Annotated in this window: 23 protein-coding genes; 14 read left to right on the plus strand and 9 right to left on the minus strand. The window is 72.9% G+C overall.

Annotation, left to right across the window (positions count from 1 at the left end; translation table 11 throughout):
- Positions 1 to 52: 52 nt before the first annotated feature.
- The 4 genes from GA0074704_RS07375 to GA0074704_RS07390 all read left to right on the plus strand — a co-directional run bounded on the left by GA0074704_RS07375 (position 53) and on the right by GA0074704_RS07390 (position 4,942).
- The gene (locus tag GA0074704_RS07375; protein ID WP_088969801.1) at positions 53 to 1,897 is read left to right on the plus strand and encodes a phosphoenolpyruvate carboxykinase (GTP); all 1,845 of its coding nucleotides are present in this window, start codon (positions 53 to 55) and stop codon (positions 1,895 to 1,897) included.
- A gap of 37 nt (positions 1,898 to 1,934) precedes the next feature.
- A complete protein-coding gene (locus tag GA0074704_RS07380) occupies positions 1,935 to 2,786 on the plus strand; it encodes a hypothetical protein (protein ID WP_088969802.1) in 852 nt (283 codons plus the stop codon).
- Positions 2,787 to 2,932: 146 nt separating this feature from the next.
- Entirely contained in the window at positions 2,933 to 4,090 is a 1,158-nt protein-coding gene (locus tag GA0074704_RS07385; RefSeq protein ID WP_231926781.1) for a geranylgeranyl reductase family protein, read from the plus strand.
- An 81-nt stretch (positions 4,091 to 4,171) separates the two neighbouring features.
- Positions 4,172 to 4,942 (plus strand): isoprenyl transferase, encoded by a 771-nt coding sequence (locus GA0074704_RS07390; RefSeq protein ID WP_088969803.1) that lies wholly within the window; start codon positions 4,172 to 4,174, stop codon positions 4,940 to 4,942.
- Positions 4,943 to 4,974: 32 nt separating this feature from the next.
- Here GA0074704_RS07390 and otsB read toward each other — a convergent pair whose 3' ends face one another.
- From otsB to GA0074704_RS07405, 3 genes are all read right to left on the minus strand, one after another.
- Positions 4,975 to 5,796 carry a trehalose-phosphatase gene (gene otsB, locus GA0074704_RS07395; RefSeq protein WP_088973518.1) on the minus strand — a complete coding sequence of 274 codons (822 nt, stop codon included), beginning with the start codon at positions 5,794 to 5,796 and terminating at the stop codon, positions 4,975 to 4,977.
- 71 nt (positions 5,797 to 5,867) lie between these two features.
- Positions 5,868 to 6,221, minus strand: a complete 354-nt coding sequence (locus GA0074704_RS07400) for a hypothetical protein (RefSeq protein WP_088969804.1) — start codon at positions 6,219 to 6,221, stop codon at positions 5,868 to 5,870.
- A 162-nt stretch (positions 6,222 to 6,383) separates the two neighbouring features.
- Positions 6,384 to 6,824 carry a helix-turn-helix domain-containing protein gene (locus GA0074704_RS07405; RefSeq protein WP_088969805.1) on the minus strand — a complete coding sequence of 147 codons (441 nt, stop codon included), beginning with the start codon at positions 6,822 to 6,824 and terminating at the stop codon, positions 6,384 to 6,386.
- A 264-nt stretch (positions 6,825 to 7,088) separates the two neighbouring features.
- Here GA0074704_RS07405 and GA0074704_RS07410 point away from each other — a divergent pair, with 264 nt between their 5' ends.
- From GA0074704_RS07410 to GA0074704_RS07435, 6 genes are all read left to right on the plus strand, one after another.
- Positions 7,089 to 7,433, plus strand: coding sequence for a hypothetical protein (locus GA0074704_RS07410; protein ID WP_088973519.1), 345 nt, complete (start codon positions 7,089 to 7,091; stop codon positions 7,431 to 7,433).
- Positions 7,434 to 7,491: 58 nt separating this feature from the next.
- Entirely contained in the window at positions 7,492 to 7,830 is a 339-nt protein-coding gene (locus GA0074704_RS07415) for a hypothetical protein (protein WP_088969806.1), read from the plus strand.
- A 340-nt stretch (positions 7,831 to 8,170) separates the two neighbouring features.
- A complete protein-coding gene (locus tag GA0074704_RS07420; RefSeq protein WP_088969807.1) occupies positions 8,171 to 9,583 on the plus strand; it encodes a PhoH family protein in 1,413 nt (470 codons plus the stop codon).
- A 287-nt stretch (positions 9,584 to 9,870) separates the two neighbouring features.
- Positions 9,871 to 10,596, plus strand: coding sequence for an aggregation-promoting factor C-terminal-like domain-containing protein (locus GA0074704_RS07425; protein WP_088969808.1), 726 nt, complete (start codon positions 9,871 to 9,873; stop codon positions 10,594 to 10,596).
- A gap of 112 nt (positions 10,597 to 10,708) precedes the next feature.
- Positions 10,709 to 11,365, plus strand: coding sequence for a rhomboid family intramembrane serine protease (locus GA0074704_RS07430; protein ID WP_231926782.1), 657 nt, complete (start codon positions 10,709 to 10,711; stop codon positions 11,363 to 11,365).
- A gap of 89 nt (positions 11,366 to 11,454) precedes the next feature.
- Complete coding sequence (locus tag GA0074704_RS07435) at positions 11,455 to 12,423, plus strand: NAD(P)/FAD-dependent oxidoreductase (RefSeq protein WP_088969809.1); 969 nt, start codon at positions 11,455 to 11,457, stop codon at positions 12,421 to 12,423.
- Positions 12,424 to 12,442: 19 nt separating this feature from the next.
- Here the strand turns inward: GA0074704_RS07435 and GA0074704_RS07440 are convergent, their stop codons facing one another.
- Positions 12,443 to 13,129 (minus strand): TetR/AcrR family transcriptional regulator, encoded by a 687-nt coding sequence (locus GA0074704_RS07440; RefSeq protein ID WP_088969810.1) that lies wholly within the window; start codon positions 13,127 to 13,129, stop codon positions 12,443 to 12,445.
- A 143-nt stretch (positions 13,130 to 13,272) separates the two neighbouring features.
- Between GA0074704_RS07440 and GA0074704_RS07445 the strand changes: the two genes are divergently transcribed.
- Positions 13,273 to 14,223: an NAD-dependent epimerase/dehydratase family protein gene (locus tag GA0074704_RS07445; RefSeq protein WP_088969811.1), complete on the plus strand. Its 951-nt coding sequence runs from the start codon at positions 13,273 to 13,275 to the stop codon at positions 14,221 to 14,223.
- A gap of 13 nt (positions 14,224 to 14,236) precedes the next feature.
- Here GA0074704_RS07445 and GA0074704_RS07450 read toward each other — a convergent pair whose 3' ends face one another.
- Both GA0074704_RS07450 and glpX read right to left on the minus strand, forming a co-directional pair.
- Positions 14,237 to 15,208 carry a DMT family transporter gene (locus GA0074704_RS07450; RefSeq protein WP_377471145.1) on the minus strand — a complete coding sequence of 324 codons (972 nt, stop codon included), beginning with the start codon at positions 15,206 to 15,208 and terminating at the stop codon, positions 14,237 to 14,239.
- Positions 15,205 to 16,236: a class II fructose-bisphosphatase gene (gene glpX, locus GA0074704_RS07455; protein WP_088969812.1), complete on the minus strand. Its 1,032-nt coding sequence runs from the start codon at positions 16,234 to 16,236 to the stop codon at positions 15,205 to 15,207. Before glpX ends, GA0074704_RS07450 begins: the two co-directional genes overlap by 4 nt.
- A 157-nt stretch (positions 16,237 to 16,393) precedes the next feature.
- Here glpX and GA0074704_RS07460 point away from each other — a divergent pair, with 157 nt between their 5' ends.
- The 3 genes from GA0074704_RS07460 to GA0074704_RS07470 all read left to right on the plus strand — a co-directional run bounded on the left by GA0074704_RS07460 (position 16,394) and on the right by GA0074704_RS07470 (position 19,151).
- Positions 16,394 to 17,134, plus strand: a complete 741-nt coding sequence (locus tag GA0074704_RS07460) for a DUF4245 domain-containing protein (protein ID WP_088969813.1) — start codon at positions 16,394 to 16,396, stop codon at positions 17,132 to 17,134.
- Between the two features lie 106 nt (positions 17,135 to 17,240).
- On the plus strand, positions 17,241 to 18,053 hold the full coding sequence (locus GA0074704_RS07465; protein WP_088969814.1) for a hypothetical protein: 813 nt from the start codon (positions 17,241 to 17,243) through the stop codon (positions 18,051 to 18,053).
- Positions 18,054 to 18,275: 222 nt separating this feature from the next.
- Complete coding sequence (locus GA0074704_RS07470) at positions 18,276 to 19,151, plus strand: hypothetical protein (RefSeq protein ID WP_088973522.1); 876 nt, start codon at positions 18,276 to 18,278, stop codon at positions 19,149 to 19,151.
- A gap of 54 nt (positions 19,152 to 19,205) precedes the next feature.
- On the opposite strand, the gene GA0074704_RS07475 is transcribed toward GA0074704_RS07470, so the two are convergent.
- From GA0074704_RS07475 to xseA, 3 genes are read right to left on the minus strand one after another with little or no spacing between them, the layout of a single operon-like run.
- Complete coding sequence (locus GA0074704_RS07475) at positions 19,206 to 19,430, minus strand: exodeoxyribonuclease VII small subunit (protein ID WP_088969815.1); 225 nt, start codon at positions 19,428 to 19,430, stop codon at positions 19,206 to 19,208.
- Positions 19,431 to 19,464: 34 nt separating this feature from the next.
- On the minus strand, positions 19,465 to 19,953 hold the full coding sequence (locus GA0074704_RS07480) for a GNAT family N-acetyltransferase (protein ID WP_088969816.1): 489 nt from the start codon (positions 19,951 to 19,953) through the stop codon (positions 19,465 to 19,467).
- A 20-nt stretch (positions 19,954 to 19,973) separates the two neighbouring features.
- Entirely contained in the window at positions 19,974 to 21,203 is a 1,230-nt protein-coding gene (gene xseA, locus GA0074704_RS07485) for an exodeoxyribonuclease VII large subunit (RefSeq protein WP_197697608.1), read from the minus strand.
- Positions 21,204 to 21,210: the final 7 nt, after the last annotated feature.

A 21,210-nucleotide genomic window follows, 5' to 3' on the forward strand; every position in this document is an offset into this window, starting at 1 on the left:
AGAACTCGTGCATCCCATAGATCGGTCAGCGTCGACCACAAGGAGATGTGACATGGTTGCTCCGGCTACTGTTCGGGGTATCGATCAGGCCCCGACGTCCCACCCCAAACTGCTCGCCTGGGTTCGTGAGGTCGCCGAACTGACCACCCCCGACCGGGTGGTCTGGGTGGACGGGTCCGATGAGGAGTGGCGCCGGCTCACCGACGAACTGGTCGAGAGCGGCACCCTGATCCGCCTCAATCCGGAGAAGAAGCCCAACTCGTTCTACGCCCGGACGGACCCGACGGACGTCGCCCGCGTGGAGGAGCGCACCTTCATCTGCTCCGTCGACGAGGCGGACGCCGGCCCCACCAACAACTGGATGGCGCCGGCCGAGATGAAGCGGACGATGACGGAGCTGTACCGCGGCTGCATGCGCGGGCGCACCATGTACGTCATCCCGTTCTGCATGGGCCCGGTCGAGGCCGAGAGCCCCATGTTCGGCGTCGAGATCACCGACAGCCCGTACGTGGTCGCCTCCATGCGGATCATGACCCGGATGGGTGCGAAGGTCCTCGAGGCGATGGGCGACGACGTCGACTTCGTGCACGCGCTGCACTCCATCGGCGCCCCGCTCGCCCCGGGCCAGCAGGACGTGGCGTGGCCGTGCAACGAGACCAAGTACATCTCGCACTTCCCGGAGAGCCGGGAGATCTGGTCGTTCGGCTCCGGCTACGGCGGCAACTCGCTGCTGGGCAAGAAGTGCTACTCGCTGCGGATCGCCAGCGTGATGGGGCGCGACGAGGGCTGGCTCGCCGAGCACATGCTGATCCTGAAGATCACCTCGCCGGAGGGGAAGGTCTACCACGTCGCCGGCGCGTTCCCGTCCGCCTGCGGCAAGACCAACCTGGCCATGCTGGAGCCGACCATCCCGGGCTGGAAGGTCGAGACCATCGGTGACGACATCGCCTGGATGCGGTTCGGCGCCGACGGCCGCCTCTACGCGGTCAACCCGGAGTACGGCCTCTTCGGCGTCGCGCCGGGCACCGACTGGAAGACCAACGCCAACGCGATGCGGACGCTGGACCGCGGCAACTCCATCTTCACCAACGTGGCGCTGACCGACGACGGCGACATCTGGTGGGAGGGCATGGGTGAGCCGCCGGCGCACCTGATCGACTGGAAGGGCAACGACTGGACGCCGGAGAGCGAGAACCTCTCCTCCCACGCGAACAGCCGGTTCTGCACCCCGATCACCCAGTGCCCGATCCTGGCCGAGGACTACTACGACCCGAACGGCGTACCGATCGACGCCATCCTCTTCGGCGGCCGGCGCCGGGACACCATCCCGCTGGTCACCGAGGCCCGCGACTGGGTGCACGGCGTCTACATGGGCGCGACCCTCTCCTCGGAGACCACCGCCGCCGCCTCCGGCGCGGTCGGCGTGGTCCGCCGCGACCCGATGGCGATGCTGCCGTTCATCGGCTACAACGCCGGTGACTACTTCCGGCACTGGATCGAGATGGGCAAGGGCACCGACGGCGACGAGGCCAAGCTGCCCAAGGTCTACTACGTGAACTGGTTCCGCAAGGACGCCGAGGGCAACTTCCTCTGGCCGGGCTTCGGCGAGAACTCCCGCGTGCTGAAGTGGGTCATCGAGCGGATCGAGGGTCGGGCCGACGCGGTCGAGACCCCGATCGGCATGGTGCCCGCCCAGGACGCGCTGGACGTCGAGGGCCTGGACATGACCCCGGAGGACGTCCGGATCGCGCTCAAGGTCGACCCGGAGGAGTGGCGCAACGAGCTTCCGCTGGTCACCGAGTGGTTCGAGAAGTTCGGGGACAAGCTCCCCGGCGTCCTCTGGGCCGAGCTGGACGCCCTGCGCGCCCGGCTCGACGCGGAGCAGCCGCAGCGGTAGGTGTGAGCCGCGCCCGTACTGGGCACCATCGCATCCCATGAGGACGGCCGCCGAACCTGTCGAGGTCCGGCGGCCGTCCGCCGTCCGGGCGCTGACCTTCCTGCTCGCGACCACCGCGGCGGCCACCGTCGTGGTCGAGCTGCTCAACTGGTGGTACGCCCCGGAGCAGGAGTTCGGCCTGGCCGTACGCACGGGCTGGGCGATGCTCCGCTCGCTGGCCTTCCTGGTGCTGATCGGGCACGTCAACTCCGGGCGGGTGGCGGCGAAGCCGTTCGGGCTGATCCTCGCGGTGACCACGGTCTTCGCGGTCGGTCGGCTGGTCGTACCCCGGCAGGGGGTGCCGCCGCTGCCCGGGCTGCTCGGCTTCGCGCTGCTGGCCGGGCTCTGCGTCGCCGTGGTGGCGCTGCTCTACCGCAGCTCGGCGGTCGACCGGCACCTGGTCCGGCACCGCAAGGGCCTGGTCGTCGAGGGCGGGACGATCTCCTGGCGCGAGATGACGCCGAAGCGGGCTCCGGTGGCGGGCTGGCTGCTCACCGCGCGGGTCGCGGCGTTCACCTACAGCCCGCTGATGCTGGTGCCCGCCCTGGTGGCCGGCGGCTCCATCCTGGACGGCCGGCTGAGCGCGGTGCCGGCCGTGCTGTTCTGGTTCGCCGCCGGCATCGCGGTCAGCTACGCGGTGCTCCTCTGCACCGCCTTCCTGCTGCGCGACCGGGGCTGGGCGAGACGCGGCCTGGTCTGGATCACCCTGGCCGTGCTGGCCGTCGACCTCCCCCTCTGCTGGTGGCTCCTCGGCGCCGACGGCCTCATCCGCGACGGCGCCCCCCTGCTCTCCGCCGCCCTCCTCACCCTCTACTCCCTCCACCGCGCCCCCACCCCACCCCCCGCCTGACCCACCCCACCCCACGGCCTGACCGCGTTGATCATGAAGTTAGCGGCACTTGAAGAGATCGACATCGCCGCAAACTTCATGATCAACGGGATTGGGTGGGGTGTGGCTGGGCGGTGGGTGGGGGTGGGGCGGGGGAGGATGGTGGGGTGGTGGGTGCTGTGGGGGAGTTGTGGGATCTGGTGGTGGTGGGGGCGGGGCCTGCGGGGGCGGCTGCCGCGTTGGCGGCGCGGCGGGGTGGGGCGCGGGTGCTGCTGCTGGACCGGTACGACTTCCCCCGGGACAAGGCGTGTGGGGACGGGATCGCGGCGCACGCGCTGGACGTGCTGGCCGAGCTCGGGGTGAGCGGGGCGGTCGACGGGTACCCGCCGCTGCCGGCGTTGCGGCTGGTGGGGCCCGGAGGTGGGACGGTGGCCCGGGCGCTGCCCCGGCCGGCGTACACGGTGCCCCGGAGGGTCTTCGACGCCCGGCTGGTGGCTGCGGCGGTGGCGGCCGGGGCGGAACTGCGCCGGCACACGGTCCGCCGGATCGACGTACGCGCCGACCGGGTGGTGCTCGACGGCGAGCTGGCCGGCCGGGTGGTGCTCGGCGCCGACGGGGCCGGCTCGGTGGTCCGCCGGGCGCTCGGCCAGCCGGTGAACCCGGACCGGCACCTGGCCCTGGCCATCCGCGGCTACGCGCCCGCCCTGCCCGGCCCACCGGAGCAGCTCATCGTCACCTCGGGCGCGCGCTGGCCGGCGTACGCCTGGTCCTTCCCGATCGGTGACGGCCGGGCGAACGTCGGGTACGGGGAGGTGCTGCGCGGCGAGCCGCTGACCCGGGCGCACCTGCTGGACCGGCTGGCGGCGCTGCTGCCCTCGACGGACCCGGCGGCGGTGACCGGGCTGCGCGCCCACCACCTGCCGCTCTCCACCCACCGGCCGGCCTCGGGGCGGGGTCGGCTACTGCTCGCCGGTGACGCGATGTCGCTGATCAACCCGTTCACCGGGGAGGGGATCTTCTACGCCCTGCTCTCCGGCGCCCTCGCCGGCGCGGCCGCGGCCGGCTCCCCGGACCGGGCCGCCGAGCGGTACACCGCCGCGCTGCGCCGCCGGCTCGGCCGGCATCTGCGGCACAGCTCGACCGCCGCCTGGCTGGCCCGGCGGCGGTCGGTGGTCGACGCCGCGGTCGGCGCCGCCGGCCGCGACCCCCGGGTGTACGCGACCGTGGTGGAGCTGGGGCTGGGCGACGGCCGGCTGGACGGGCGCACCCTCGCCAAGATCGGCATCGGGCTCGCCCGTGCGACGACTCCGGCTCGGCGCGTCTGACGCCGCGCCGCGACCGGAAGTCGTCCCGGGATCGGCCACCGCGACACTGATCGGTCCCGCGGGTCGCTACCCTGCAAGGTGATGACTCTGCGGAATCTCCTCTATTCGGTGTACGAGCGGCGCCTGACGGCGAAGCTCGCGGGCAGGCCGGTGCCCGGGCACGTCGGCGTGATGTGCGACGGCAACCGCCGGTGGGCGCGGGAGATGGGCTTCGTCGACCCCAACGACGGGCACCGGATGGGCGCCGAGCGGATCAAGGAGCTGCTGCGCTGGTGCGACGCGGCCGGGGTCGGGCACGTCACCCTCTGGCTGCTCTCCACCGACAACCTCTCCCGGCCGGCCGAGGAGCTGGACCCGCTGCTGCAGATCATCGAGGATCTCAGCACCGAGCTGGCCGAGGAGGGCAACCCCTGGCGGCTGCGGATGGTCGGCGCGCTGGACGTGCTGCCCGCGCAGCTCGCCCAGGCCCTCAAGGCGGCCGAGGACCGCACCCGGGACCGCGCCGGGGGCGCCCAGGTCAACATCGCCGTCGGGTACGGCGGCCGGCGCGAGATCGCCGACGCGGTCCGTTCGCTGCTGCTGGAGCACGCGGCCGGCGGCGGCACCATCGAGGAGCTGGCCAACTCGATCGACGTCGACCACATCTCCGAGCACCTCTACACCCGCGGGCTGCCGGACCCGGACCTGATCATCCGGACCAGTGGTGAGCAGCGGCTCTCCGGCTTCATGCTGTGGCAGTCGGCGCACTCGGAGTTCTATTTCTGCGAGCTGAACTGGCCGGACTTCCGGCGCGTCGACTTCCTCCGGGCGCTGCGCTCGTACGCCACCCGCCAGCGCCGCTACGGCGTCTGAGCGGCGCGGCCCGGCTCGGGCCGCGCCACGGCTCAGCGCAGGTGCGACAGCGCCTCGGTGAGGAAGTCGCCGAGCGCGGCGGGGGAGTCGATGGTGAGGTCGGCGGCCTCGGCGACCTCGTGGCCGGTCTCCGGGTTGGCCACCGCCACGCAGACGCCGACGAAGCGGGGGTCACCCGCGGCCCGGGCGCGCAGCGCGGCGAACGCCTTGATGTCGGAGACGTCGTCGCCGAAGTACCAGGCTCCGCCGGCGTCCCGGACCACCTCGTCGATGACCATGCCCTTGTCCCGGTCGACCGGGGGCTTGATCTCCAGCACCATCCGGCCGGCCTGGCACTTCAGGCCCAGCCGCTCGGCCTGCTCCCGCCCCCACCGCTCGACCTGCGCCCCGAGCTGCGGCGCGGTACGCCAGTGCAGCGCGACGGAGAGCCGCTTGAACTCCACCAGCGTGCCGGCGGGCAGCTCGGCGCGGGCCTGGTCGGCCAGCTCGGACATGGTCGGCACCCAGGGCAGCGCGGCCGGCTCGGTGACCGTCTCGCCGCCGGAGTGGCTGTGCTCCAGCCCGTAGAGCCCGTAGAGGTCGATCCCGTCGAGCCCGCCGAGGTGCTCGCGGAGGAACTCCACCGGTCGCGCCGAGACGATCGCCACCCGGCGGACGACCGGGGCGAGCGCCTCGAGCGCGGCGAGCACCTTGGGCGCGGGACTGACCGCGGTGGGATCGTCGTCGACCGGCGCCAGGGTGCCGTCGAAGTCGAAGAAGAGCACGGTCTCGCGGGCTCTGGCTGCGGTCGCCCGCCAGGCCTGCTCGGCGTCCAACGGGGTCTTCGGCTGGTTGCCCAGATTCAACGGCGGCACGCGCGACAGCGTACCCCGGCGGCGGCCGGGCATTCGTGGCCGAGACGTGACGGTCAGCCGTCGGAGGATGCTCAGCGTTCGGCGGCCCCCCGTCCGCGTCGTTCGAACGGCACGACGGCGGCGTCCTGGCCGTGGCTGAGCAGGTAGCCCTCCACGAAGCCGGTGTTCCGGTCGCCGGTGCGGGCCTCGATCTCGTTGAGCCGCGCCACCAGGAACTCGGTCAGCGCGCTGACCCGGTCGTTGAGCCGGTCGTTCAGCTCGGCGAGGACGGCCAGGACGACCGCCGTGCCGGCCGTGGTGAGCGCGAAGAGATTGGCGAGCAGGGGAAGCTGCTCACCGTTGACCACGCCGATCACCACGTTGGCGGTCACGCCGGAGGTCAGGGACCCCACCGCGACCACGACTGCCCACCATTTCAGGGTCATGGACAGACCCCTCCTTCTGTCCCGCAGGGCTGGGTTCGGCCTTGTCCCGTCCCCCCGCCGATGACGAGCCCCAGCAGTACAGCTACGGACGCTAGCGTGCCGGCTCCGTCCCGGAAGCGAAACGATCGGGTCTGACCTGGCGTTCTTTCGCCATCTGAGGAACTAGCCCGCCCGTTTACCTCGGTTTCGGTCATCGACCGGCAGAGTCGGGCGATATGCGAGGTAACGAATGGTTTCCCGGATGTGGAACTTCTCCGCGTCCGAGACCGTCGGGTCGACCAGCCGGCGCAGCAGTGCGGCCACGTCGGGATCCATCTCCGCGCCGGTCACCGGGGCCGGGGCAGGGGTGGTGCGATCCCATCCGAGGGCGCCGAAGGCGGTCGCCGGGTTGAGGCCGAGGCCCTCGCAGAAGGCGACCACCCGCTCGGCCTCGGGATCGCTGGCCCAGTCGCCGCGTACCCAGCGGTTGACGGTCTGTCGGGAGACGCCGGTGCGTCGGGAGACCTCGCTGCCGCTCCAGGCCCGCGCCGCGCGGGCGTCGTCGAGCGCCCGGCGGACGAAGGTGGCGAAGGCGATCTTCCGCGCGTTGTTCGTCTCGGTCACGTCGTGACGGTACGACCAACCGGTGACAGTCGACCGCCCCGGCACGCTGTTGTCACGCCTGCGGGACGGCCTTCCTGGTGCTCCGGTAAACGATTCGGTGCTGCTCCTGAGGGGTGTCACCCGGCCAGATTAGGTGCCCGCAAGGCTCGGGGTAACCGGACGAAAAGCTGATACTGTCACGTTCATGGGACAATCTACGGTGTGTCACGTGCTTGAGACGATCAGTGCTCACATGCGTCACGCCCCCGACGCGAGGGGGGAGTGGTGACCGAACTCGCCACCCGTGCCCAGGCCTTCGGGCTGATCGCCGAGGGAGTGGCCGCGGGACTGAGCGCGCCGTGGCGCCTCTATCTGGCCCGCGGCTGCCGCTACCTGTCGCTGAGCGTGGGCGACCGTACCGAGTGGGACGCCTGGCGTACCCACCTCGGCTGCCCGGAACTCAACGTCCGGGTGTACGACGCCGGTGGCGAGGTCCGGCGCTCCTCCACCGCCGAGGTGGTCCTGGACGGCTGCCGGATCAGCGTCGAGCTGGTCGAGGAGGTGACCACCGACGACCTGGAACGGCTGCTGGTGGTCGACCCCTCCGGGGCAGATCCGGAGGACCGGTGAGGAGCCGCGTCGGGCCGCCGGGCTGCCGCGTCCCGGCGCGTCGCCCGGGAGCCGCCGGATGAGCCCGTTCCTCGCCGTCGTCCTGGTGCTGGTGCTCGCGGCGACCAGCTACGCCGCCGGCCGGCTGCACGGGCAGCTCAGCTACCGGATCGGCTACCGGTTCGGCTACCGCCAGGGCTACTTCGACGGGGACCGCGGGGCGTGGAACCGGCGCCGGCGCGACGCGCAGGCCGCCATCGCCTCGGCGCTGTCCACCTCGGCCGCCTCCGCCGCCTCCCGGTCGGCGGGGACCGTGAGCCGGCCGGGCACCACCTACACCGGCTCCTCGTTCACCGCGCCCGCCGCCGCGGTGACCGGCCGGCACCCGACCGGGACGCTGGTCCGGCGGCAGGGCTGAGCCGGACCCTCGACACGGTGCGCCGTCCGCGGCGGACGCGCACCGTCGGGACACCGTCTCCACCGGTGACGGTGCTCCCACCGGCCGGGGTGCGCGCAGGGGGCATGCATCCCGGCCGGTTCCGCCGCGCGTCGTTCATCTCCCGGTCGGATGAGATCCACGTCCACCACTAGCCGCCGCGCCCTCGCGCCGCTAGCGTCTAGACATGGCGCGGGGTTCTCCCGGGCCAGCCGGTCAGCCCGGACCTGCGATCTCGCGCACGGGGCCAGCATCCGACCCCGCACCGGGCACCGGACGTGGCGGACTCGGGTGGCCGGGTGCCCATCCGCGGAGCAGGCCTGTGACCACTCGCCGTACCACCTCCGGTGCCGACCAGACCCCGGCCGCGACGGGCGCGACCCGCCGCACCACCCGCGCTCGCCGCGCCGCGACCGCGCCGGCCGACTCCAAGGAGCCCCGACCATCCGGCCAGGCATTCGTCCTGGACACCTCGGTCCTGCTCTCCGACCCCGCCGCGTTCCACCGCTTCGCCGAGCACGAGGTGGTGCTGCCGCTGGTGGTGATCTCCGAGCTGGAGGGCAAGCGCCAGCACCCGGAACTCGGCTGGTTCGCCCGGCAGTCCCTGCGCATGCTCGACGAGCTGCGGGTGCGGCACGGCCGGCTGGACCGCCCGGTCCCCGCCAACGACCAGGGCGGGACGCTGCGGGTCGAGCTCAACCACACCGACGACGGGGTGCTGCCGCCCGGGTTCCGCAACGAGTCGAACGACGCCCGGATCCTGTCGGTGGCGCTCAACCTCGCCGCCGAGGGTCGGCAGGTGACCCTGGTCAGCAAGGACATGCCGCTGCGGGTCAAGGCCGCCTCGGTCGGCCTGCCCGCCGACGAGTACCGGCACGGTCAGGCCAGTGATCCGACCTGGACCGGGATGGCGGAGCTGGAGCTGGCCGAGGAGCAGATCGGCCAGCTGTACGCGGGCGAGACGCTCGACCTGGACGGCGCCGCCGGCATGCCCTGCCACACCGGGCTGGTGCTGCACTCGACGCGCGGGTCGGCGCTGGGCCGGGTGCTGCCCGACAAGACCGTCCGGCTGGTCCGCGGCGACCGGGAGGCGTTCGGGGTGCACGGCCGCTCGGCCGAGCAGCGGGTGGCGTTGGACCTGCTCCTCGACGAGTCGATCGGGATCGTGTCGCTGGGCGGCCGGGCCGGTACCGGCAAGTCCGCCCTGGCGCTCTGTGCCGGCCTGGAGGCGGTGATGGAGCGCCGCCGGCACAAGAAGGTGGTGGTCTTCCGCCCGCTGTACGCCGTCGGCGGCCAGGAGTTGGGCTACCTGCCGGGCTCGGAGTCGGAGAAGATGTCGCCCTGGGCGCAGGCGGTCTTCGACACCCTCGGCGCGGTGGTGCACGAGAACGTGCTGGAGGAGGTCACCTCCCGGGGCCTGCTGGAGGTCCTGCCGCTGACCCACATCCGGGGCCGGAGCCTGCACGACGCCTTCGTCATCGTCGACGAGGCCCAGTCGCTGGAACGCGGCGTGCTGCTCACCGTCCTGTCCCGGATCGGCCAGGGCTCCCGGGTGGTGCTCACCCATGACGTGGCGCAGCGGGACAACCTGCGGGTCGGCCGGCACGACGGCGTCACCGCGGTGATCGAGGCGTTGAAGGGGCATCCGCTGTTCGCGCACGTCACCCTCACCCGTTCGGAGCGTTCTCCGATCGCCGCAATGGTCACTGATCTGTTGGAGGACATACCGCAGTGAGGCCATCGGCGCGCCGGTTCTGAAGGATTCCGTCCGCATTCATCTTGTGGCGCAAGTCACAAAATGGCCTGTCGGTTTCCCATCAGTCTCACTGTGCGCAATGGTGTCCTGCGGGCGCCCATGCACCACGGAGATCGTCGATGATCGTTTCGCCAGCCGGCGGCGAGCATCGGTGAACGCCAGTGCATCGGCTGCGACCGGCTTGAGGTCGGGGCGCTCGCGACGTGGACGGGCCCAGAGGCGGCCGGTCTCCGCCGCGTCCTTGCCCCCGACGAAGGGACCACTTCGTGAGTCGGCTGTGGAGCCGGTTCGGCGCCCGTACGGCCGCTGTCGCGCTGCTCGCCGTGGGCGTCGCCGGCGGTTTCTATCTGGGCGAAGACCGGGAAGTCCAGCAGCAGGGCCTGACCGAGCAGGTCGGGTTCCAGGTCGACCGGACCGAGTACGCCTACCAGCAGGACCGGCAGGCCGAGCACCGGGTCGACTTCGCCAAGCAGCGGGCCGCCGAGTACCAGGCCCGGCTGCGCGCCGCCGCCGCGGCGAAGGAGGCCGCCGAGCGGGCCAGCGAGGCCGAGGCCGCCGCGGCGTCCCGGAAGAAGGACCGCGAGGAGGCCGCTGCCGCCGCGGCCAAGAAGAAGGCCGAGGAGGAGGCCGCCGCGAAGGCGGCGGAGTCCAAGCCGTACGACGGCCCGATCCCCGCCTCCTGCAACGAGTACAGCGGCAACCGGGCGATCGGCTGCGCGCTGATGCTCCAGGACGGGTTCGGCATCGACCAGTTCCCCTGTCTGGACAAGCTCTGGACCAAGGAGAGCGGCTGGAACCACAAGGCCTACAACTCCTCGTCCGGGGCGTACGGCATCCCGCAGGCGCTCCCGGGCAGCAAGATGGGCTCGGTGGCCGACGACTGGAAGACCAACCCGGCCACCCAGATCAAGTGGGGCCTCGGCTACATCGAGGGCCGGTACGACAACCCGTGCGGCGCGTGGAGCCACTCGCAGAACAGCGGCTGGTACTGATCCCGGATCGGACCTACGACGGCGGGGGGTGTGGGACTCCACACCCCCCGCCGTCGTCGTACCCGGGGCGCTCCGGTGGCGGTCGTCCCCGTTTGCTGATACCAGTTGGTGGGTGACCCTTCACGGCCCGGCGGGCGACCCGCACCGGTTCGGCACCGAGGCGTTCTACGCCTCCCTCGGCCGGGCCTTCGTCGCCATGTGTGCCGTGGTCCCGTTCCTCTTCCTGATCGAGGTGCTGGACGAGGGGTTGCAGGCCGGCTTCGACGCCGCCGCCGGGATCATCCCGCGCCGCATCCAGGGGTTGGACGGCGTCTTCTTCTCGCCGTTCCTGCACCACGGCTTCGCCCACCTCTACAGCAACAGCGTCCCGCTGATCCTGCTCGGCACCTTCGTGCTCGCCGCGGGTTCCCGGCGGTTCCTCTGGTCCACCCTGGTCATCGTCCTGGTCAGCGGGCTCGGCGTGTGGTTCACCGGTTCGCCGAACTCGGTGGTGGTGGGCGCCAGCGGGGTCATCTTCGGCTACCTCGGCATCCTGCTCACCCGCGGCATCGTCGAGCGGAGCTGGTGGAACTTCGCGGTCGCGCTGCTGGTCGGCCTCCTCTACGGCTGGCAGGTGCTCGGCGGCATCCTCCCCACCGACGAGCGGATCTCCTGGCAGGGGCACCTCTTCGGGCTGCTCGGCGGGGTGGTGGCGGCGATCCTGTTCCGCCGTCGACGGACCGACCTGACCGGGCCGTACCACCCGGAGCCCACGGTCCAGCTGCCCTGACCGGCGCGCGCTGGGACGTCCTTGCCCCGCCGTCGCGGCGGGCCTACCGTCGTCGTCAGCACCCCTGACCGGGAAGCGACGGTACGCACATGCGCCAGGTCGACGTTGCCGTGATCGGGGCCGGCCCGACCGGTCTCTTCGCCGCCTACTACGCCGGGTTCCGAGGGCTGTCCGTCGCGGTCGTCGACGCCCTGCCCGAGCCGGGCGGGCAGATCACCGCGATGTACCCGGAGAAGCTGATCCTCGACGTGGCGGGCTTCCCCGCCGTCAAGGGCCGGGACCTGGTGGCCAACCTGGTGGCCCAGGCCGCCCCCTACTCCCCGACCTACCTGCTCGGCACCAGGGCGGAGAAGCTCACCCACGTCGACGGGCGGCCCGTGCTCGGCCTGGCCGGCGGCGAACAGCTCGACTGCGGCGCGGTCATCGTCACCGGCGGGCTGGGCAGTTTCGTCCCGCGCCCGCTGCCGGTGGCGGAGAGCAACGCCTGCGCGGGCATCGTCCACTTCGTCCCGCACCCGGCCGACCTGGCCGGCCGCGACGTCCTGATCGTCGGGGGCGGCGACTCCGCCTTCGACTGGGCGCTGACGTTGCAGCCGCTGGCCCGCTCGGTCACCCTGGTGCACCGCCGCGACCGGTTCCGGACGCACGCCGGCACGGTCGCCCGGGTGCTCGCCCTGCCGGTGCGGGTACTGGTCAACGCCGAGGTGGTCCGGCTGCACGGCGACGGCGCGGTGACCGCCGCCGACGTCGCCGTCCGCGGCGCACCGGTGGAGACGCTGCCGGTGGACACGGTGGTCGCCGCGCTGGGCTTCACCGCGGATCTCGGCCCGCTGGCCGAGTGGGGACTCGAGCTGGACCGCCGGCACATCCGGGTGGACAGCACGATGGCGACCAACCTGCCCCGGGTCTTCGCCGCCGGCGACATCACCGAATATCCGGGCAAGGTCCGCCTGATCGCCACCGGCTTCGGCGAGGCGGCCACCGCGGTCAACAACGCCGCCGTGGCCATCGACCCGGCCGCCCACCTCTTCCCCGGCCACTCCTCCGACGCCGGCTGAGCCGCGCCACCGGGGTCGGTCAGGGCAGGCCGATGAGGTCGGCCATCAGGCCGGTCTGGTGGTCGAAGTACGCGTCGCGGTGCGGCACGGTCCGGTTGAGCCGGCCGAACAGTTCGAAGCTGATCACGCCGAAGAGTTGCGTCCAGCCGGCCATGCCGCGGGCCAGCAGCGCCTCGGGCAGGCCCGGGAAGACGGCGGCGGCCAGTTCGGCCAGGTCCGCGTGGACCTCGTCGGGCAGTTCGTCGGCGGGCGGGGTCAGGAGCCCGTCGGCCAGCCCGTCACGGAGGATGCCGACCAGGGTGAGCGGGGGACGGAACGCCGGCGCGACCGTGTCGTCCGGAGCCGAGTAGCCGGGGACCGGGCTGCCGTAGAGCAGCGCGTACTCGGCGGGGTTGGCCAGCGCCCAGGCCCGGGCGGCCCGGCAGGCGGCGTGCCAGCGCCCGCGCAGGTCGGACCGGTCGCAGGCGGCGTCGGCCGCCTCCACCGCCTCGCCGAGGGCGTCGTACGCCTCGATGATCAGGGCGGTGAGCAGCTCGTCCCGACTGGGGAAGTAGCGGTAGATCGCCGAGGAGACCATGCCCATGTCCCGGGCGACGGCCCGCAGCGACAGGTTGGCGCCGTCGCTGGCGAGGTGGCGGCGGGCCACCGCCTTGATCTCGTGGATCATCTCGGCGCGTACCCGGGCGCGGATCGAGGGAGCGGGCATGGGTGCCACTCTGCCACGGTCCGGAGCGGCAATCAAAATAGAGAGCACTGCTCTTGACGCGCCGGTGGTCGGAGGTTCATGCTGGTGTCCCTCGACAGAGAGCAGTGCTCTCTATTCGGATCTGCGCTCAGGAAGGCGTACCCATGTCGCTGCACGTCATCGTCGGCGCCGGCCCCGTCGGCACCGCCACCGCCCGGCTCCTCGCCGAGCGCGGGGAGCGGGTCCGGGTCGTCACCCGGCGCGGCACCGGCCCCGAGCACCCGGCCGTGGAGCGGGTCGCCGCCGACGCCGGCGACTCCGGCCGGCTCACCGCCCTCACCGAGGGCGCCACCGCGCTCTACAACTGCGCCAACCCGGCGTACCACCGGTGGCCGACCGACTGGCCGCCGCTGGCCGCCGCGCTGCTCAGCACGGCCGAGCGCACCGGCGCGGTGCTCGCCGTGGTCGGCAACCTCTACGGGTACGGGCCGGTCGACGGCCCGATGACCGAGCAGACCCCGCCCGCCTCCACCGGCGTCAAGGGGCAGGTCCGCAACCGGATGTGGGCCGACGCGCTCGCCGCCCACCAGGCCGGGCGGGCCCGGGTGACCGAGGTCCGCGGCTCGGACTACCTGGGCGTCGGCGGGCTGTCCCTGCCCATGCTCACCCTGCCCAAGGTGTTCGCCGGGCGACGCGTGGTGCTACCGGTGGACTTCGACGCCCCGCACACCTGGACCTACATCCCGGACGTCGCCCGTACCCTGGTCGCCGCCGCGACCGACGAGCGGGCCTGGGGCCGGGCCTGGCACGTGCCCAGCGCGGACGCCGTGCCGCTGCGGGAGCTGGCCGGGCGGGCCGCGGCCCTGGCCGGCGCCCCGGCCCCGAAGCTGACCCGGCTGCCCTGGCCGGCGCTCTGGCTCGCGGGCCTGGTCAACCCCTTCGCCCGGGAGCTGCGGGAGACCGCCTACCAGTTCGACCGCCCGTTCGTGATGGACTCCACCGTCGCCCGGCACACCCTCGGCATCGCCCCGACCCCGCTGGACGAGGCGCTGGCCGCCACCGTCGCCGGACTCCGCGACGGCGCCGACGGTCCCGCGCCCCGCGCCCGGCGGTGAGCCCGCGCCCCTCCTACCGCCGGGGCGGCGGGCCGAGGGCGGCGATCAGCACCGCGACCATGGTGAGGGCCGCGCCGGCCAGCGTCGCCGGGCCCGGGTGCGAGGCGGCGGTGGGCAGCACCAGGTCGAGCAGGACCGCGCCGACGATCTGGCCGGCGATCGTGGCCAGGCCGAGCAGCAGGACGCCGGTGAAGCGGACGATCGCCGCGGCGAGGGCGATGAAGACGATCCCGATCGGGCCGCCCAGATAGAGCCACGGCTCGGTCGGGAAGGCGCCGGTGGGCCAACCCCGGACCGCCAGGTCCACGGCGAACGCCACGAGCAGCGCCACCGTCCCGACGGTGAAGTTGACCAGCGTGGCGGTCAGCGCGCTGCCGCTGGCCGCCCGGACCCGGCCGTTGACCGCCTGCTGCCAGGCGATGCCCACCCCGGCCAGCAGCGGCAACGCGGCCAGCGCCAGGGTGCCCGGGTCACCCAGCCGGTTGCCCACCGCCAGCAGCACCGCCAGCACGGTCAGCACCGCGCCGGCCAGCCGGGCGACGGTGACCGGCTGCGGCCCGGACGGGCCGACGCCCGCCCGGTCCACCGCCAGGCTGCTGCCGGACTGGCCGGCCACCACCGCCACCGTGAAGACCGCGACGCCCAGGGTGCCGATGGTCAGACCCTGGGTGGCCACCAGGAAGGCGCCGCACACGCCGCCCAGGCACTGCCACGGCCGCAGCGACCGGTCGGTCAACGCCGTCCGCAGGCAGGCCAGTCCCCGCCGCCCACCCGGGGTGGCGGGGACCAGCACCAGCAGGATCAGCAGGCCGAGACCGAACGAGACCACCGCGGCGGCGATGCCGTCGGCCAGGCGTACGCCGAGTTCGCCGTTGATCCGGGACTGCACGGCCACCGCGACCCCGGAAACGCTCGCCAGCGTGACGCCGGCGATCCGGCGAGCGGTCGACGGGGTGGCCTCCGCCACCGTCCCGGTCGCGGTCACTCCTGTTCGGCCAGGGGCCGGCCGTCGAAGTCGACCGCCGAGTAGAGGGCCAGCTTCTCCAGCCGGTGGTACGAGTCGATCACCCGGATGGTGCCGCTCTTGGAGCGCATCACGATCGACTGGGTGTACGCCCCGCCGGCCCGGTAGCGGACGCCGCGCAGCAGGTCGCCGGAGGTGACGCCGGTGGCCACGAAGAAGCAGTTGTCGCCGGTCACCAGGTCGTCGGTGCCGAGCACCCGGTCCAGGTCGTGGCCGGCGTCCACCGCCTTGCGGCGCTCCTGCTCGTCCTGCGGCCAGAGCTTGGCCTGCATCGCGCCGCCCATGCACTTCAGGGCGCAGGCGGAGATGATCCCCTCCGGGGTGCCGCCGATGCCCATCAGCACGTCGACGTCGGACTCGCCGCGGGCGGCGGCGATCGAGCCGGCGATGTCGCCGTCGGAGATGAACCGGATCCCCGCCCCGGTCCGCCGGATCTGCTTGACCAGGTCGTCGTGGCGGGACCGGTCCAGTACGCAGACCGTCACCTCGGAGACGTCGCTGCCCTTGACCTTGGCGATCCGGCGGATGTTCTCGGCCGGGCCGGCGTTGATGTCGATCACGTCCGCGTACGCCGGGCCGACCGCGAGCTTCTCCATGTAGAAGACGGCGCTCGGGTCGAACATGGCGCCCCGCTCGGAGACCGCCAGCACCGCCAGGGCGTTCGGCATGCCCTTGCTCATCAGCGTGGTGCCGTCGACCGGGTCGACGGCCACGTCGACCTCCGGTCCGGTGCCGTCGCCGACGACCTCGCCGTTGTAGAGCATCGGGGCGTTGTCCTTCTCGCCCTCGCCGATCACCACGACACCGCGCATCTGGATCGAGTTGATCAGCTTGCGCATGGCGTCGACGGCGGCTCCGTCGCCGCCCTCCTTGTCGCCCCGGCCGACCCACCGGCCGGCGGCCATCGCCGCGGCTTCGGTGACCCGGACCAGGTCGAGAGCGAGGTTACGGTCGAGATCCTGCGGGATCCGCGTCCTGGTGGTTGTCATGGCGGCTCCTCCTCGCGACGTTGCGGGGTGGACCGGCAGGGGTGCGCGTCCCCGCTGCCGGCTTTGTCGCTGATCCTCACACGTGGCTCAACGTAACGCCGGGGCGGGTCGGCGGTGGGCCGGATGCGGGCAACCGGGAGGCTGCGAAGATGGAGGGGTGGAACCCGCCCAGCCAGCCGACCGCGTACCCGCCGACTCGACGCCGCCGGACGGCCAGCCCCCGGTGAGCCCGACCACGCCGACCGCCGCCGAGCCGGCCCTCGTCGAACCGGCCACCGAGCCGGCGCCGACGGCCGACGACCCGGAGGCCACCGCCGCCCGGACGGTCGAGCACGACATTCCCCCGGCCCGCCCCGCGGCTGCCCCGGCGCCGGCGAAGGGCGGCAAGGCCCGTGCGGAGCGGTCGCCGAAGGACATGGCGCTGTCGCTGCTGGTGCTGCTCGTCCCGATCGCGCTGCTGCTCGCCTTCTACCGCGGCTTCCTCGGCGGTGACCAGCCCACCGTGGTCGACGCCGCGCCGGCGTACGAGCAGGCGCGTGCGGCGAACGCCTTCCCGGTCAGTGAGCCGGCCGGGCTGGGCGAGGGCTGGCGAACCGTCAGCGCCGGATACCGGACGGTCGACGGCGGGTCCAGCCTGCGGATCGGCTACCTGACGCCGGAGGGGCAGGCCGCCCAGCTCGTGCAGAGCGACGTGCCGCCGGAGCGGCTGATCCCCGCCGAGCTGACCCGGGAGGGACAGCCGCAGGGCCCCGTCGACCTGGGCGGGCGCAGCTGGCAGCGGTACACCGCCCGGGGCAACGAGCAGGCGTTGGTGCTGCTGGAGCCGGACCGGACGGTGATCGTGGTCGGCGACGCCCGGGAGAACGAGCTGCGTCAGCTCGCCGCCGCCCTGCGCTGAACCGGACGTTCGGCGGGCCCCCGGGAACGGCGCGTTTCGACTAGTCTGCCCGGACCCGAGAGCCGGCACACGGGACGTGCCGGACGGAACGCCGAAAGAGAACCACGTGAACCTTCGCAGTTGGAGCGCCGGCCTGCTCGCCGCCGCCCTGTTCGTGCCGACCCTGACCGCCTGCAAGACCGACACCGACTCGTCGACCGACGCCGGCTCCACCGCCCCGGCCGTGCCCGCCGACCCGAAGGAGGCCCTGCTCGCCTCCACGAAGGAGATCCAGAAGGGCAACTTCACCTTCACCATGGCCGGTGCGGACTTCACCGGCGGTGGCAAGGTGCACCTGCCGACGAAGAGCGCCGAGATCAAGATGGGCAGCCCGGAGTCGGCCGCCGACGAGGCGTCGATGGACATGCACCTGGTCGTCAAGGACACCGACAGCTGGGTCAAGCTGGACCTCGGGCCGATGGGCGACAGCATCCCGGCCTTCAAGGCGATGAAGGGCAAGTACCAGCACCTGGACCGGACCCGGATCAAGGATGCCGACGAGCTGAGCTTCGACCTCGAGGACGTCGACCCGGGCGACAGCGACGAGATGATCAAGACGATCAGTGACGTCCGGAAGACCGGCGAGGGCAGCTACGAGGGCACGCTGGACGTCAGCAAGGCGACCGACCTGGACGCCATCGACGCGCCCACGGTGAAGGCGCTCGGCGCCAAGGCCGCCGCCCTGCCGTTCACCGCGAAGCTCGACCCGCAGGGCCGGCTGACCGAGTTCGCCGTGCAGGTGCCGGCCGCCGGGGACAACCCGGCACAGACCATGAAGACCACGTACGCCGACTACGGCACCGCCACCGAGGTGCAGGCTCCGCCTGCCGCCCAGGTCGTCGAGGCGTCGGAGCAGACGTACCGGATGTTCAACAACTGAGCGCGGACCGGGAGGGGCGGCAGCACGGTGCCCCTCCCGGAGCCCGCGCCAACCGGGTGGACCGGACAGTGATTGCCGAAGGGCACTCCAGGGAACAGAGGGTGTACGAGCACGCCACGCGGTGACGCGAAGGGCCGGGCTCGGGCGCCGGGGTCGTTGGCAGGCCCACGGCGGCAGCCTCCGGCACCCTCCGTGGGCCGGACGACCCACCTGGAGAGCTACGTGAACGTACGACGCTTCAGCGCGACGGCCTTCGCCGCGGCGCTGCTCATCCCTGGTCTGGCCGCCTGCAACAGCAGCACCGGCACCGGCGAGGCGGGGGCCTCGGCCTCCCCGGCGGTCTCCGGCAGCGCCGACACCGCCAGCGCCTCGCCCGGCGCGGCCAGCGCGTCCCCCGGCGCGGTCGACGGCGACGCCAAGCAGGCCCTGCTGGACTCCACCAAGGAGATCAGCAACGGCAACTTCCGGTTCACCCTGTCCGGCGTCGGCTCCAGCGCGGAGGGGCAGGTGCACGAGCCGAGCCAGAGCGCCCAGATGAAGATCACCATCGGGCAGGCCTCGTCGGACCTGATGATGACCCTCGACGTCATCCACGCCAAGCCGGACAGCTGGGTGAAGCTGGACCTCGGCGGCACGTCGGCGAGCAGCGTGCCCGGGCGGCAGAAGCTGAACCTCGGCAAGTACCAGCACCTCGACCAGAGCCGGATCCAGGGCAACCGGAACCTGGGCTTCGACTTCGACAAGGTCGACCCGGCCGGCAGCGAGGCGCTGACCCAGGCCATCACCGAGGTACGCGAGACCGGCGACAAGTCGTACGCCGGCACCCTGGACCTGTCCAAGGCGGCCGAGGCCAGCTCCGTCGACCCGTCCATCGTCACCGCGCTCGGCCAGCAGGCGCAGTCCGTGCCGTTCACCGCGAAGCTGGACGAGCAGGGCCGGCTCAGCGAGCTGGTGGTGCAGGTCCCGGCGGCCGGCAAGAGCGCCGCGCAGGACATCAAGGTCACCTACTCGGACTACGGCAACGCCACCGCCGCGCAGAAGCCGCCGGCGGACCAGGTCGTCGAGGCTCCCGCGGAGTTCTACAACCTGTTCAAGTGACGTCGTACGAGGGCGGGGTGGCCGCGGCCGTCCCGCCCTCGCGGCTGTCCGGGCTCAGGAGTCGGCGTCGGCCTGGCGGGCGGCGGCGATCCGGGCCCGGGCGCCGTCCAACCGGCGCTGGCAGATCGCGGCCAGCTTCTCGCCGCGTTCCCAGAGGGCCAGCGACTCCTCCAGCGACGTGCCGCCGGCCTCCAGCCGCTCGACCACCGTCGCCAGCTCGGCGCGGGCCTGCTCGTAGCTGAGCCGCTCGTCCGGCCCGGCGTCCCTGTCGTCGCTCATCCGCCCCATCCCATCACATCGGCCGGTGGCGCCGTCACAGGCGCCGGTACATCACGTGCAGGCCGACCAGACCCTCCTCGGGGTGGTCGAACGCCGCCGGCACGGTGCCGATCACCTGGAAGCCCAGCGACCGCCACAGGTGCACGGCCGGCCGGTTCACCTCGACCACGGCGTTGAACTGGATGCCGTGGTAGCCCTCGGCGCGGGCCCGGTCGAGCACGTGGGCGCCCAGCGCGCGGCCCACGCCCCGGCCCCGGTGCGCCGGGTCGACCAGGAACGACGCGGTGGCGACGTGCGAGCCGCCGCCGGGCCGGTTGGGGCCCATCTTGGCCGAGCCGACGACCACGCCGTCGTCGTCGACCGCCACGACGGTGCGACCCGGTGGCTGCTCCATCCACCACGGCCGGGCCTCGTCCAGGGTCTGGCCCTCGGGGAAGGCGTACGTCCGGCCCTCGGCCATGATCGCGGCGTAGAAGGGGTAGATGTTCGGCCAGTCGTGGTCCTCGGCAACCCTGATGATCACGCTGGTGAGGCTACCGGCCCTCAACCGTCCACGGTGGCGGCCAGTTCGCCCTCGGCGAGGCGTACCCGCAGCGGGTCGCCCTTGCCCACCTCGCCCGCCGCCCGCACCACGTGCCCGTCCGCCCGCTGCACGATCGCGTACCCCCGGTCGAGGGTGGCGGCGGGGGAGAGGGCGCGCAGCCGGGCCAGGGTGTGCCGCAGGTCCTCGCCGGCCGCGCCGAGCCGGTGGTCGAGGCACCGGTCGGTGCGGTCGCGCAAGGCGCTGACCTCCGCGGCCCGCTGGTCGACCATCACCTGCGGGCTGGCCAGCACCGGCCGGGAGCGGAGCAGGTCGAGGCGGTGGGTCTCCCGGTCGACCAGGTTGCGGACGGCGCGTTCCAGCCGGGAGCGGGCCTGGCCGATGAGGCGTACCTCCTCGGTGAGGTCGGGGACGATCCGCTTGGCCGCGTCGGTGGGGGTGGAGGCGCGCACGTCGGCGACGTAGTCGACCAGCGGCGCGTCGGTCTCGTGGCCGATGGCGCTGACCACCGGCGTACGACAGGCGAAGACCGCCCGGCAGAGCGCCTCGTCGGAGAAGGGGAGCAGGTCCTCGATGCCGCCGCCGCCGCGGGCGATGACGATCACGTCGATGCTGTCGTCGGCGTCGAGCACCTTGAGCGCGTCGACGATCTGCGGGACGGCGCTCGGCCCCTGCACGGCCACGTTGACGGTGCGGAACTCGACGGCTGGCCAGCGGCGCTTGGCGTTGGTGAGCACGTCCCGTTCGGCGGCGGAGGCGCGGCCGGTGATCAGGCCGACCCGGTGCGGCAGGAACGGCAGCCGTCGCTTGCGGGCCCGGTCGAAGAGCCCTTCGGCGGCGAGCAGCTTCTTGAGCTTCTCCAGCCGGGCCAGCAGCTCGCCGAGCCCGACCTGGCGGATCTCGTCGGCGCGGAGGCTGAGCGTGCCCCGGGCGGCGTAGAACTCCGGCTTGGCGTGCAGCACCACCCGGGCGCCCTCGCGCAGCTCCGGCGCGCCGGAGTCGAGCACGTCCCGGTTGGTGGTGACGGTCAGGCTGAGGTCGGCCGACGGGTCACGCAGGGTGAGGAAGACGGTGCTGGCCCCCGGCCGCCGGCTGATCTGCGCCACCTGCCCGTCCACCCAGACCCATCCCAGCCGCGCGATCCAGGCGTTGATCTTCTGACTGACCACCCGGACCGGCCACGGCTCCTCCGCGGAACTCCGCGCCACCTCACTCCCACCCTCACTGACCACCCGCCCA

The organism is Micromonospora siamensis (genome assembly GCF_900090305.1).
Lineage (GTDB): Bacteria > Actinomycetota > Actinomycetes > Mycobacteriales > Micromonosporaceae > Micromonospora > Micromonospora siamensis.

Excerpts from the sequence above, each read along its gene's own strand:
- GA0074704_RS07375 (WP_088969801.1), top strand. The coding sequence starts at position 53 with ATGGTTGCTCCGGCTACTGTTCGGGGTATCGATCAGGCCCCGACGTCC.
- GA0074704_RS07380 (WP_088969802.1), top strand. The coding sequence starts at position 1,935 with ATGAGGACGGCCGCCGAACCTGTCGAGGTCCGGCGGCCGTCCGCCGTC.
- GA0074704_RS07390 (WP_088969803.1), top strand. The coding sequence starts at position 4,172 with ATGACTCTGCGGAATCTCCTCTATTCGGTGTACGAGCGGCGCCTGACG.
- GA0074704_RS07400 (WP_088969804.1), bottom strand. The coding sequence starts at position 6,221 with ATGACCCTGAAATGGTGGGCAGTCGTGGTCGCGGTGGGGTCCCTGACC.
- GA0074704_RS07415 (WP_088969806.1), top strand. The coding sequence starts at position 7,492 with ATGAGCCCGTTCCTCGCCGTCGTCCTGGTGCTGGTGCTCGCGGCGACC.
- GA0074704_RS07435 (WP_088969809.1), top strand. The coding sequence starts at position 11,455 with ATGCGCCAGGTCGACGTTGCCGTGATCGGGGCCGGCCCGACCGGTCTC.
- GA0074704_RS07440 (WP_088969810.1), bottom strand. The coding sequence starts at position 13,129 with ATGCCCGCTCCCTCGATCCGCGCCCGGGTACGCGCCGAGATGATCCAC.
- GA0074704_RS07445 (WP_088969811.1), top strand. The coding sequence starts at position 13,273 with ATGTCGCTGCACGTCATCGTCGGCGCCGGCCCCGTCGGCACCGCCACC.
- glpX (WP_088969812.1), bottom strand. The coding sequence starts at position 16,236 with ATGACAACCACCAGGACGCGGATCCCGCAGGATCTCGACCGTAACCTC.
- GA0074704_RS07475 (WP_088969815.1), bottom strand. The coding sequence starts at position 19,430 with ATGAGCGACGACAGGGACGCCGGGCCGGACGAGCGGCTCAGCTACGAG.